The following is a 12,286-nucleotide window of genomic DNA, read 5'->3' as shown; positions in this document are numbered from 1 at the left end:
GGGGACGGCCACCGCCACCAGGTCAGCCACGGACTCGAAGCCCACGGCCTCGAGCATGCGCTGCTGCTCGGCTTCCGACGGGCGATGTGCCTGGACGAGAAACGGCGGAGCTGACAGGTCGGTCATGGAAAGTGCCTCCCGAGGCTATGGAGACCGGCGCCAGGGCGCGGGCGAGTGCCGGATCTCCCCCTCTGTCAGCGCGGCGGGACCGCGACCTGAGAGCTTCACCCCGGTAACGGGGCTTGCACGTCGGTGAGACGCGCCTGGCGGGTGCGCCTGCTTTCCAGAGTTGCCTCGCCCGAGCGGTACGGGGTGCCTGAGAGATTCCGGGGAGGGTTGCTCCTTCGGCGCCCGGGGACCCATGGATCCCAGGGACTCTCCCGCACGGGGTCGTCAGCCTTGCTGTCCTAGGTTACAACCCTATCCGTTACGGGCGAATTTCCACGAACAGAGCAATCAGAACTTTCCCGGTATGTTCCCCGGGCCCACCACAAGCGGCGGCGGGCCACTCAGGCACGGGGCGTGTGATCAGCCCATGCGCCGGGCGCGGCGGCGGCGGGCGAGTTCGTCAGCGGGGTGGTCGGCCGGGACGCTGTCCTCGACCGCTGCCCGTTCCCCCGGCAGCTCCGCGAGGAGCCCTCGACCTCGCGCCAGACCCGGCCGAGCGCGATGCCGAACACGCCCTGGCCGCCCTGGAGCAGGTCGATCACCTCGTCGGCCGAGGTGCACTCGTAGACGCTGACGCCGTCGCTCATCAGCGTGATCTGCGCGAGGTCGGCCACCCCGCGGTCACGCAGGTGCTGCACGGCCGTGCGGATCTGCTGGAGCGAGACCCCGGTGTCGAGGAGCCGCTTGACGACTTTGAGCACCAGGATGTCGCGGAAGCTGTAGAGCCGCTGGGAGCCAGAGCCCTGCGCGGCTCTTATCGTGGGCTCCACGAGGCCCGTGCGCGCCCAGTAGTCGAGCTGCCTGTAGGTGATGCCGGCCGCGGCGCAGGCCGTCGGCCCGCGGTATCCGATGTCTGCCGGCAGCGCCGTCGGCTGCTCGTCGAAGAGCAGACCCTGCTCCCCGGCACGCTGCCGCGCACTCTCGCGCCGTACCGGATCTTCCTGGCCGGCCGTCTTTCCCTCGCCGCTGCTGACCGCCACGCGGACCTCCGGCTTTCTCTCATCCCGTGGTCTGATCTGGGGGTTCGTAAAGGGCGACCACGGGTTTCACTTGCACCGTAGGACCGTGACCATGCTCAGTCAACGATCCGGCTCGGCGCGTCGTGAAGCGTAAATGCACCGAAATACCTACCCCGCCCTGCCGAAGTCTTCGGGCGTGATCGTGTCAAGGAACTCCCTGAACTTCTCCACCTCGTCTTCCTGGTCGTCGGGATGATGACACCGGCCTCCTGGACGACCTCCTCGCTGGCGAAGATGCGCGCTCCGGTGCGCAGGGCGAGCGCGATCGAGTCGGACGGCCGCGCGCTCACCTCCACGCCGTTGGAGAACACCAGGTCGGCGAAGAAGATGCCGTCGCGCAGGGCGACGATGTTGACCGCTCGCAGGCCTACACCCAGAGCGCTCAGCACGTCTCGGAAGAGGTCGTGGGTGAGCGGCCGCGGCGGGGGGCTCCTCCGCTTGGGCCAGGGCGATGGCTGTCGCCTCGGTCATGCCAATCCATATAGGAAGGAACCGCTCCCCGTGTGCCTCCTTGAGCAAGACGATCGGCTGATTTGTGGGCATTTCTACGCGAACGCCCACGACCTCCATCTGCAACACGGGCTGCTCCGTATTCCTGACCGGTCACCCGGCACAGCTATTTGGCTCGTCGCTTCTGCTGACTGGCTACTGCAATTCAACGTAACACCCGGCGGGCCTGAAGTGCTCCTCCACCTCCCGGCCCGAAGCCCCCTCAGCGCCCCAGGACGGAGCGGATCCCCGACCGCACAAGGGATGCGTGCAAATCGAGCAGCAGGGAGGATGTTCGGGGCGGACGGGTACGTCGACTTGGCGTGTCCCGGCAGCCAGACTCCGGTGAGTCGGCCGAGAGGGTCGTAGGTCAGGTCGGTGCGCTTCTGGTTGACGTCGATGGTGGCCGTCGGGACGCCCCACGCGGGCTCCACCTCGGTCTTGGTGACGTGGCCCGCCGCGTTGGTGACCTCGGTGCCGGTGACCGGGCCGGTCGCCGGGGTGTACGTGGTGGTGGTCTTGCCGCCCGAGGCGTCGGTGACGACCTGCGGCCTGCCGTACACGTCGAAGGTGGTGGTGCCGACGGTGACGTACCGCGGGCCGCCGCTCCATGAGCCGAGCTTCTCGGTCTTGGTGACGTCGCCCCTGGTGGGCGCGGCGCCGTAGGCCTGATTGTCGTAGTACTTGCGCACGTCGGAGGCCACGTCGTCCGGCCGGGCGGGCGTGACCGCGCAGGACCTGGTGACCGTCTCGACACGCGAGACGTACGAGATCATCCACTTGGCGGCGTTGCGGGCGTACTCGGTGCGGGTGCACTGGTCGTCGCTCGCGGTCGACTCGTCGCCCAGGTCGTTGACCTGTGTGGGCAGGCCGTCGGCGTTGTAGTCGGTGTCGGTCGTGGTGTACCGCCAGCCGCCGGAGGCCAGCGCGGTGCGGCTGCGCACCTTGTCGACCTCGACGAGGTGGGCGGTGGTCGTGCCCCAGGAACGGACCCGCTTGGCGGTCTGCTTGGTCCAGTAGCCGGTGATGGCGCCGCTCATGGCGGCTCCGCCGGGCCCGTCGTAGTGGATCTCCTCCAGGACGCGTCCCTGCAGGGGCTCGGCGTCGGGCACCGGCGGGCCTTCGGAGGCGGTGACCTGGACGTCCTTCGTGCCGCCGCCGGACTTCTCGTCGCCGTCCATGCCGCGGAAGTAGGTGTACTCCGACTGCGAGCGCTGCTCGGGGGCCTCACCGTGGACGACCCGCACCTTGCCGTAGCCGCGCCACTGCGACCAGGTCTTGTACTTCTCCTTGGTCAGCCCGTCGTCGTCATCGTGGTGCCAGGCGCCGCCGCCGAGGTACTCGTAGCCGGTCACCTCGTCGGGCGCGCCGCCCGTGCGGTCTATGGCGCGCACCTGCGTGACCACGTACTTGTGGAACCAGTCGAGCTTGGGCGACGTGGCGCCCTCGGGTGACCAGTACTGCGGGTAACAGCGGCGGGTGTTCGAGTCCGGCTCGGGGGTGTCGCCGGCCTTGCAGTCCGGGTCGGAGTAGGCGATCGACAGGGAGCCGCCCGTCTCGTTGTCGATGGCGGAGACGCGCCACTTGGTGAGCGGCGGGCGCCCTTCCAGGGCGTCGACCCGGTTGGGCTTCTGGATGCCCGCGAAGCGCACGGACGGCAGCTCCGCCGTGGCGCCGACCTTGCCGGAGTGCTGGATGCCCTCGAGCCAGACCGTCGCCGCGGTGCCGTCGCCGGGATCGCGCATCTTCTGCTGGAGCGTCCAGGTGTCGACGTCCTTGTACGTGCTGCCCGACACCAGAACCTGGGTGGTCACGGCGGCGAGCCGCTTGCGCGTCCAGAAGGTCGGCGAGTACTTGTCGATGCACTTCTCGCCGGAGTCGCAGTTCTGGTCGTAGGGGACATCGGGCCAGTACTTCGCGTTGTCCTTGGTGAACTTGCTCTCGGCGCAGTCGAAGCTCGAGGTCGGGTCGCAGCGCTCCTTGCTGTCGAACACGACCCGCGCGGGCGCGGAGGAGGAGAAGATCGCCTCCGAGCGCTGGCCGTAGTCGATGCGCTTGAGGTAGCCGCCCCGGTCGTACACCGTCGGAGTGCCGTTCGGCACGCCGTCGGTCAGGGTGGTGACGTCGCGGCGGTAGTAGTTGGTCTCCTTGCCGTACCAGAACGTGCTGACCGTGCCGTGCGGGTCCACGACGTAGTCGAGGTTCCACCGCCAGGCCTGCTGGCACCAGGAGTCGGAGAAGGTGTCCTTGTGGCAGGGCTCACCGGAGTCGTTGCCGAAGACCGGGACGGTCCACGTGGAGTTGGTCTCCGCCTTGCCGCTGCTCCAGCCGGGCAGGTGGTTCTGCCCGAAGTAGTACTGCGTGCCGTCGGGGGTGGTGATCCGCCAGTACTCGCCGTCGTTGTCGCCGTTGTCGGCGCCGGAGAGCTTCTCGACCTTGGTGCCGTCGTCCTCCTTGGGCTGCCACGTGCCGGTCGCGTCGTCGAGGACCAGCTCGGTGGCCTGGCCGTTGAGTGACATGGTGGCGTTGCTGTAGCGCCAGCACTGGTCGTTGCGCTTGGGCTTCACGTCGTCGTCGGCGCACTGCTTGTAGCGGCGCTCGATGAAGCCGGGCCAGTAGTCGAAGCCCTCGCCGATCCAGGAGGCCTGGTTGTTGGTGGCGACGGTGCGGCCGTCGACGTTGCCCGAGGAGTAGACGAAACCGATGTTGGGGGTCGGCCCGCCCGGGGTCGGCGGCAGCCGCAGGGGGTACGACCAGGAGAACGCGCCGCTCTGGTTGCTCACGTTCCAGGTGGCGGACGGCGACAGGGAGGTCGCCTCGTAGGAGCCCGCCGAGCCCGACGGCGCCGCCTCGGCCGCCAGGGTGGTCGCGCCGGCGGCGGCGAGGTCGATGTCGGCGGTCAGCCGGCCGGCCTTGACGTCGTTGCCGGTGGGCAGCGGGGTCCGGGTCTGGCATTGCGGCAGGTCGGGCGTGGTGGCCGCGCACGCCGGGAGCTGGACCAGGCGCAGGCGGGACGCCCAGTCGCCGCCGTAGGCGTACCGGAAGCCCGAATAGTCCACCTCGACCGCCGCGCGGCGCGCGGAGCCGCCCGACGTGCCCTGGGGGGTCAGCTGGATACCGAGCCCGGTGATGCGCGACCGGTCGGCCGTTCGGGCGTCCAGCACCCGGACCTGGACGTCCGGCACCACCGCCGCGGAGGACGGCTTCCGGGGGGTGGCCGCCTTGTCCGAGGCGGACGACGGCGGGCCGACCCAGACGGGCAGGTCTCCCGCCCGTGCCTTCGCCGCCCGCCCCGCGACGGACCTGTCGCCGGTGGAGCCGGTCCCGGCCGTACGCGCCATCGCCGTACCCGGCTGCGGCCAGGTCACGGCGGGGGCGCCCTTGAGGTCGAACTTCGCCCCCGGATCAGACGGGGCGGGACGGGCCCTGCTCGGGTGACCGGGCACCGGGTGCTGAGCCTGAGCCTTGTGCCATGCGGGGTCGCCGGCGGCCTGCGCCTCCGGCAGCCGGACGGCCAGCGTGGCGGGCACCACGACCGCCAGCAGTCCGGCGACCCGAACCCAGCCTCGCCATGAAGCGAGCACGACTTACCTCCGGGATGAACGTCGGTGAAGGGGGGGTGGGAGCGGGCCGTGGTCAGCCGTCCAGCGCCTGGCCCATGGCGAGGTTGAGGATCTGACGGTCGGTGAGGGTTCCGGTGTAGGTCCGGACGTCGTCCACGTCGCCGGTGAAGTAGTCGACGACCTCGCCCTTGTACTTAGCGCGGCCGATCTCGAGCGGGCCGCCGGCGTGCCAGGCCGTCGCGAAGGGCCGCGTGTCGGCGAGCTGGCCGTTGACGTACAGCCGGAGCTCCTTGGCGACCTCGTCGTACACACCGGCCAGGTGCGTCCAAGAGTTCAGCGACATGCAGTCGACCACGTCGACCGACTTGGTCTGCGTCATCACCTCGGTGCCGGCGTCCTCGCTCGGCGTGGCGAACGACCAGTGGTAGACCTTCTGCCCGTTGTCGAGGAACCAGCGGTAGCCGAGGTAGAAGCCGCTGAACTTGTCGCCGTCCTGGCTGACCATGGTCATGTTCTGGCCCGGCACGGTGCAGCTGTCGTCGCCCGTCAGGCGCACCCAGGCCGACACCGTGTAGCTGTGGTCGGTCCGCACCGGCGCCGAGGCGGTGGAGGCGTAGGCGGTGGTGCCGTTGAGGGTCAGGACGTTCGAGCCGTCGAAGCCGTCGTCCGACCAGCCGGCGTTCCCCTTGAGGGTCGCGGTCCTGCCGTAGCCGGAGGAGTCCGCCGCGGCGGTGCCGGTTCCCTCGTCGAACGCCCAGCGCCCGAACTGGGCCGGGGGCTGCTTCGCCATGGCGGCGATCTCGTTGCCGAGCGCCGGGTCGTTCACGGTACGGGAGTCGTCGGACAGGATCCGGTCCCAGACCCTCACCTCGTCGATGTCACCGGCGAAGTTCTCCTGGAACGTCCCGTTCGCCTTGACGCGCCCGATCTGCAGCGGGCCGGTGGCGTCCCAGGGCGTGTAGGTGTAGGCGGCGGGGGTGGACTGGCGGATGCCGTTCACGTAGAGGCGGAGCTGCCTGGCCGGGGCGTCGTACACGCCGACCAGGTGGGTCCAGACGCCGACCTGCGGCTCGGCGTCGCTGAAGGCTCGGGCGATCGCGGGGTTGTCCTTGTCGGCGTCGTACTTGTTGAAGATCCAGCGCTTGTAGCCCCAGGAGTAGTACAGCTGGAAGCCGGCACCCCTGTTCCCGACCTGGCTCACCACCGTGGAGTTCTTCGAGTTGTCCGTGAGGCGCACCCACGCGGAGACCGACATGCCCCGGTCGGTGTGCACCACGGGGTCGCTGGTGGCGCCGTAGGCGGTGGAGCCGTCGAGGCCCAGCGCGCCGTTCACCCGGCCGCCGGTCCAGCCGGTGGCGCCGGCGAGCGTCACCGGGTGCGGGTTCGCGGCCGCGTCGGCGGCGGTGGTGCCGGACGTCTCGTCCAGGTGCCACTGCCCGATCGCGTCCGTACCGGCCTTGACGTAGAAGCTGTAGACGGCGGGGGTCTTGCCCACGTTGCCGGCCTTGTCCACCGGATAGACGTACAGCGTGTTCAGCCAGTCGTGACGCGGCGCGACCTGCACGGTCACCGAGGTCTGCCCCGCGGGGACGCTCACCTGGGTCGCGGCCGTGGCCAGCGCGGGAGAGTCGAGCGCATACCTGAAGCGCGTCACATCGCTCTCGCCGTCACCGGGGGCGAAGGTGAACGAGCCGGTCCGGCCGACGCCGCCCTTCCAGTCGTCCGGGGTGCCCGCCGGATAGTCGGCCGAGGTGACCTTGGGGAGCTTCGCCGGGTCCACCGTGTCGACCGTGAACTCGCACCACGCGCTCCACGCGCTGGCGTCGGTGCCGTCGAAGGCGCGCACCCTGTAGGAGTAGGACTCGCCGGTGGCCAGACCGGACAGCGTGATCTCGTGGTCGGTCGCCGTGGCCGTGTACTTGTAGGCGGTCTTGCCACCTCCAGGCAGCGAGGAGGTGATGTTCTCCCACGCGCCGGTGGCGGCGTTGTAGTGGTTCATCACGAACTCGGCGCGTACGCCGTCGTTCGCCTTGTCCGGGTCGTAGATCTTCGCCTTCAGCTTGATCGGGTTCTCGGCGTCCCCGGCGTTCACGGACGGACGGCCGGCACCCGTGGCGCAGGGCGTGCCCGGGTACGTGCCGACTCCGGACGGCGCGGCGGGCGGGGTGTTGTAGTCCACCACGAGCTTGGGCGAGCTGCTGAACCCCTTCCAGCCGTACCGGCTCTTGGCGTCGTCGTTGTAGTCACGCAATCCGAAGGTGGTGTTCGACCAGCCGCTCTTGGCGGCCTTGACGATCGCGCTGGTGACGTCGAACTCGATGCCCTTGTCAGGACAGGAGGAGCCGTGCCCGGCGTCGGAGGCGACGCTGTCCAGGTGGTCGGCCCAGGACGGCTGGTGGTTCCAGGTCGTGGACTTGGAGATCCCCCCGGTCAGCCACAGCTGCACGGCCTGGGGGTCGGAGGTGCACCCATACGAGTACGTCTGCGTGATGCGGAACGTCGCCTTCAGGATGTGCTTGCCGTTGACGTTGTCGGAGTCCATGCGGAAGAACGACCGCTTGACGCCCGAGGCCCCGGTGGTTTCGTAGTAGTAGCCGGCCTCCGGCCTGTGGGTGGAATCCCAGTTCGACGTGGTGGGCCAGGACTTGTCGATGTACGTCCAGTGCAGCTTCGATCCCGACCACTCCGGGTCGATGTAGACGGGGTAGACCGTGTCGGCGCCGGTCAGCAGCTTGTCGTCGGGGGTGAGCGCGATCCGGTCCCGCGCCACGTCGACGCCCACGACGGCCTGCCTGGCCTCGCGTCGCGGCTCGGCGACCGGCGACGATGGCCCGGGATTCGTTCCCGAGGAGTCCCACATGCGGGGCGGGGGCGCGTGGAAGGCCTCCGCCCCTGCCCCGGTCACGGCGCTCAGGCCGCCGTCCGCCGTCTTGCGTACCGCCAGCCCTTTCGCGCTCATGCCGAAGGCGAACTTCCCCAGTGCGGGGTTGGAGGCGGCCTCCTTGTTCTTGACCACCAGCACCTCGGAGAAGCCGAGCACCGACGCGGTCACCTTCAGATCCACACCAGGGAGCACCTCGCCGTACGTCGCGGTGCTCCCCTCGAGCACCGGCTTCGGCAGGCTTCCCGGCCAGCTCATCTCGACCGAGCGGCCGCCCTCCGCCAGGCGGGCCAGCGGGGCCGTCCCGCCGCCCGAGAACGTCAGCTCCAGCGGGGTGGCCGCGGTCTTCACACTTCCGTCGGGAGCGAAGGCCAGGGTGGGGTCCACGTCGGCCCAGCCGCCGTTCCTGCGCACCCGCTCGGGCAGCGCCGAGGTCTCCGAGGTGAACGAGCCGTCGGGGTTGGCGAACACCTGGCGGTTCTCCGAGCGCAGGGCGAGCACCTCCACCCGTTGCTTGCCGCGGTGGGCCTGGTCCAGCGCCTCCCGCTCCGTCTGCGCCGGTGGATCGTCCGTGACCGCCGCAGCCGCGGGGTCCCCGTCTGTGAGGACACCACCGGCCACGAGCAGACCGGCCAGTAACGACAAGACCGCGGCGAGGGCTGGCCCGCGGGGGGAACGGCGCATCAAGCCTCCAGAGCATCTGCGTGAACGCGTATCCACGGAGTACTCGCCGGTTTGCGCCGCGCACGCGAAGACGCCTTGCCGCCCCCGCCCATGCACGGCACGTCCCCACGAGTGCCGGTGATCCCGAAACGGCACCATTTTCGGCGTGAGCACGACGATGGGGCCATATCTTTGCGTCTAAATGCAAATGCCCTGGTAGCGACCCTGATGCGGGTACCGGACCACGGCTACGTCTCCGGCATCGTGCTAGTACGCGGCGAACCCGCACCGCGCCCTGGCCGGGACGCCGCGCAGGCGGAGCAGGGCACAGCTCAGCGTGGCGAAGTGGCGGCAGGTGCCCACCACCCGCAGGTGCGCGGGGCGCGGCGTGGTGAGGGGCGCCGGGTCGAGCCGGGTCAGCGCCTCGATGATGGCGCTCGTGGGACGCAGGTTCTGCTCCGCCATGCGCTCCTCGGGCAGCGCGGCGGCACCATGGGGATGGAGGACGAGCCCGCTCACGACGCGGCAGATCTCCACGGATCGGACGGCAGGGTGGCGGCCAGGGCTCATTGACCGGCGGCCAGTGTGGTGAAGAGACCTGGGAGGGCGTAATCGATGGCCATGCCAGGGACTTTAGGCCGCGCCACCGACAAGGCCACTGTGCCGTGGCGTCGAGTTGACGATCTTTCCTGCAATCCCTACTGTTTATATGGGTATTCGGGGTGTGGTGCCATGGGATGGCAGGGCGGTTGGGGGAGGTGGTCGGGATGGGTGCTGTCGCGATCGTCGGAGCGGGCCCCACGGGGACATCGCTCGTGGAGCGGATCTGCGCCAACGCCTCCGAGCTGCTCGGAGGCCAGGTGCTGGACGTGCACGTGGTGGACCCGTACCCGCACGGCGCCGGCCGGGTCTGGCGGGCGGACCAGCCCGAGCTGCTGTGGGCCAACTCCATGGCCGGTGACATCACGGTCTTCACCGACCCGTCGGTGCGCTGCGAGGGGCCGGTCCGGCCGGGGCCGTCGCTGGCCGAGTGGCTCGGCTGCGAGCCCGGGTTCTTCGCGCCCCGCCCGGCCCTGAGCCGCTACCTGTCCTTCGCCCTCGAACGCGCCGTGCGTGCCGCACCCCGCACCGTACGGGTGCACCTGCACCGCGACACGGCGGTCGGCCTGGCCGACCTGCGCGGGGGTCAGCGGGTGGAGCTGTCCGGCGGGCGGGCGCTGGAGGTGGACGCGGTGGTGCTCGCGCAGGGTCATCACGGCGTGCTGCCCTCGCCGCAGGAGGACGCGGAGGCGGCGTTCGCCGACCGGCACGGCCTGGCGTACCTTCCCGCCGGGTACGCCGCCGACCTCGACCCGGGCGTGATCCCGGCGGGGGAGCCGGTGCTCGCGCGCGGCGCCGGGCTGGCGTTCGTCGACCTGATGGTGCTGCTCACGTCGGGCCGCGGCGGGCGGTTCGCCCGGCATGACGGGGAGCTCCACTACGTGGCGAGCGGGGCGGAGCCGCGGCTGTACGTGGGGTCGCGCAGGGGAGTGCCGTACCACGCCAAGACCGGTTACCGGCTGGCGGCCCCGCCGCCCGGCCTGCCCAGGTTCGTCACCCCGGACGCCCCTCCCGGGGATCTGCGGCGGGCGGTGGCCAAGGAGCTCGCGTACGCGTACTACTTCGAGCTGTTCACCGCGCATCCCTCACGCACCCGGATCGGGTGGGACCAGTTCGAGCCCGCCTTCGCGCGGGCCGAGTGGGGCGGCAAGGAGATGCGCGCGCTGGTCACCAGGTCCGTCCCCAGGTTCGCCGACCGGCTGCACCTGGAGCGGCTGGAGCGGCCCCTGCACGGGATGCGGTTCGGCGACCTGGCGGGGCTGGGGCGGTGGATGTCCGGCTATCTGGCGGCCGACCTGGAACGGCGGGCCGACCCGGCGCACAGCGCGGACCTGGCGATGATCCACGGACTGTCCGCGCTGCGCGGCGTGCTGCCCGAGGACCCCTGGTTCCAGGGGCTGTACAACTACTTCGCCAGCGGCCCGCCCGCGCCCCGGCTGGAGGAGCTACGGGCGCTGGCGCGGGCGGGCGTGGCCACGTTCCTGGGGGCGGGGACGCGGGTCGTGCGGGACGATCGGGCAGGGGTGTGGCGGGCGGTCAGCGCGACCGTGCCGGGTGCGGTCGAGGCGCGGGCCCTGGTGGAGGCCCGGCTGCCGGATCCGGCCGTGGCCCGCAGCACCGACCCGCTGGTCGCCGGGCTCTACGTCCGGGGCGAGTGCCGCGAGTCAGGGGGCCTGCTCGACGTGCACCTCCCGAGCCGCCGCCTGGTGAACCGGGCCGGCGCCGCTCATCCCCGCCGCTTCGCCCTCGGCCCGTGGACCGTGGGCGGCCCCGGCACCGCGGGCTTCGCGCGGCCCGGCGCCGACGCCCCGCTCTTCCGCCAGACGGACGCCCTGGCCAGAACCCTTCTCGGCCAGACCGCCGGCGCCCGCCTCCGCCCCGCCGCCTGAGACCCCGCACCCCGGCTGTCCTCGGCGTCCCGGCGGCCGGGACGCTAGGCCACCACCTGGAGAACGATCTTGCCCTGGATGTGCTCCTGCTCGGCCCGTTCGTGGGCCTCGGCGGCCTCTCGCAGCGGGAAGACGGAGTCGATCCCCACCCGGAGGCGGCCTTCCTCCATCTGCCTGGCCAGCTCCGCCATGTGGGCCCCGTCCGAGCGCACCTGGCCCCCACGCTTGACGATGCCCCGCTTCGCCAGCTCCTCGTCCCCGAAGTTCACCAGGAAGCACGGGCTGTACACGCCGCCGTCCCTGATCGCAGGCAGCAACCGGTACGCCTGCTGCCTGCCGACCGTGTCGAGCAGGTAGTCCACGTCCCGTACCACCTCCGCGGCCGCCACCTGCGTGTAGTCGATGAACTCAGCCACCCCCAGCTCCTTGAGGAACGCCTCATGGCGCCCGGAGGCGACGCCGATGACGTGACAGCCGACGCCCTTGGCGAGCTGCACGGCGAAGTGGCCGACGCCGCCGGCCGCGCCGTTCACGAGCACCCGGCTGCCCGGCTCGAGCCCGATGTAGTCGAAGAGGAACTGGTACGCGGTGAGCCCCGCCATCGGCACGCCCGCCGCGTGCACGTGATCGACGGACGCCGGCTTCCTGGCGAGATCGCCGACCGGAGCGGTCGTGTACTCGGCGTACGCCCTCGCCTCCATGCTCGGGAAGCGGAGCAGGCCGAAGACCTCGTCCCCCACCTGCCATTCGGTGACGCCCGGCCCCAGCGCGGCCACGACGCCCGACACGTCGGTCCCCGGCGTGTACGGCAGGGGCAGCGTGGGACGCAGGTCCTCGGGGAGGCCGGCGAAGCCCCTGCGGGCGTACCAGTCGACCGGGTTCATCCCGGCGGCGTGGACCCGGATCAGGACCTCGCCGGGTCCCGGCTCAGGACGGGGCACCTCCTCGTACGTGAGGACTTCCGGACCGCCGGGCGCGTGGATGCGGACGGCATGCATGACAGCGGGCATGGTT

Annotated in this window: 5 protein-coding genes, 2 pseudogenes and 1 riboswitch; of the genes and pseudogenes, 1 reads left to right on the top strand and 6 read right to left on the bottom strand. The window is 70.8% G+C overall.

Going from position 1 to position 12,286, the window contains the following annotated elements; genetic code table 11:
* Nucleotides 1-293: 293 nt before the first annotated feature.
* A riboswitch (glycine riboswitch) is annotated at nucleotides 294-393 on the bottom strand.
* A 135-nt stretch (nucleotides 394-528) separates the two neighbouring features.
* The 5 genes and pseudogenes from ABD830_RS18700 to ABD830_RS18680 all read right to left on the bottom strand — a co-directional run bounded on the left by ABD830_RS18700 (nucleotide 529) and on the right by ABD830_RS18680 (nucleotide 9,302).
* Nucleotides 529-1,148 (bottom strand): annotated as a pseudogene (locus ABD830_RS18700) (MerR family transcriptional regulator).
* A 147-nt stretch (nucleotides 1,149-1,295) separates the two neighbouring features.
* Nucleotides 1,296-1,766, bottom strand: a pseudogene (locus tag ABD830_RS18695) (bifunctional nuclease family protein).
* Nucleotides 1,733-5,260: a hypothetical protein gene (locus ABD830_RS18690; protein WP_344988698.1), complete on the bottom strand. Its 3,528-nt coding sequence runs from the start codon at nucleotides 5,258-5,260 to the stop codon at nucleotides 1,733-1,735. Before ABD830_RS18690 ends, ABD830_RS18695 begins: the two are co-directional and overlap by 34 nt.
* A gap of 52 nt (nucleotides 5,261-5,312) precedes the next feature.
* Nucleotides 5,313-8,804 (bottom strand): LamG-like jellyroll fold domain-containing protein, encoded by a 3,492-nt coding sequence (locus ABD830_RS18685; RefSeq protein WP_344988696.1) that lies wholly within the window; start codon nucleotides 8,802-8,804, stop codon nucleotides 5,313-5,315.
* A gap of 246 nt (nucleotides 8,805-9,050) precedes the next feature.
* Nucleotides 9,051-9,302 (bottom strand): transglutaminase-like domain-containing protein, encoded by a 252-nt coding sequence (locus ABD830_RS18680; RefSeq protein WP_344988695.1) that lies wholly within the window; start codon nucleotides 9,300-9,302, stop codon nucleotides 9,051-9,053.
* Between the two features lie 248 nt (nucleotides 9,303-9,550).
* Here ABD830_RS18680 and ABD830_RS18675 point away from each other — a divergent pair, with 248 nt between their 5' ends.
* A complete protein-coding gene (locus ABD830_RS18675) occupies nucleotides 9,551-11,272 on the top strand; it encodes an FAD/NAD(P)-binding protein (RefSeq protein WP_344988694.1) in 1,722 nt (573 codons plus the stop codon).
* A 44-nt stretch (nucleotides 11,273-11,316) separates the two neighbouring features.
* Here the strand turns inward: ABD830_RS18675 and ABD830_RS18670 are convergent, their stop codons facing one another.
* Nucleotides 11,317-12,282 (bottom strand): NADP-dependent oxidoreductase, encoded by a 966-nt coding sequence (locus ABD830_RS18670; protein ID WP_344988693.1) that lies wholly within the window; start codon nucleotides 12,280-12,282, stop codon nucleotides 11,317-11,319.
* Nucleotides 12,283-12,286 lie beyond the last annotated feature (4 nt).

This window comes from Nonomuraea helvata, assembly GCF_039535785.1.
GTDB classification, from domain to species: Bacteria; Actinomycetota; Actinomycetes; order Streptosporangiales; family Streptosporangiaceae; genus Nonomuraea; species Nonomuraea helvata.
This window is presented reverse-complemented; position numbering and strand designations above follow the sequence as displayed.

Coding starts and splice junctions, on each gene's coding strand:
- ABD830_RS18685 (WP_344988696.1), bottom strand. CDS start 8,804: ATGCGCCGTTCCCCCCGCGGGCCAGCCCTCGCCGCGGTCTTGTCGTTA.
- ABD830_RS18675 (WP_344988694.1), top strand. CDS start 9,551: ATGGGTGCTGTCGCGATCGTCGGAGCGGGCCCCACGGGGACATCGCTC.
- ABD830_RS18670 (WP_344988693.1), bottom strand. CDS start 12,282: ATGCCCGCTGTCATGCATGCCGTCCGCATCCACGCGCCCGGCGGTCCG.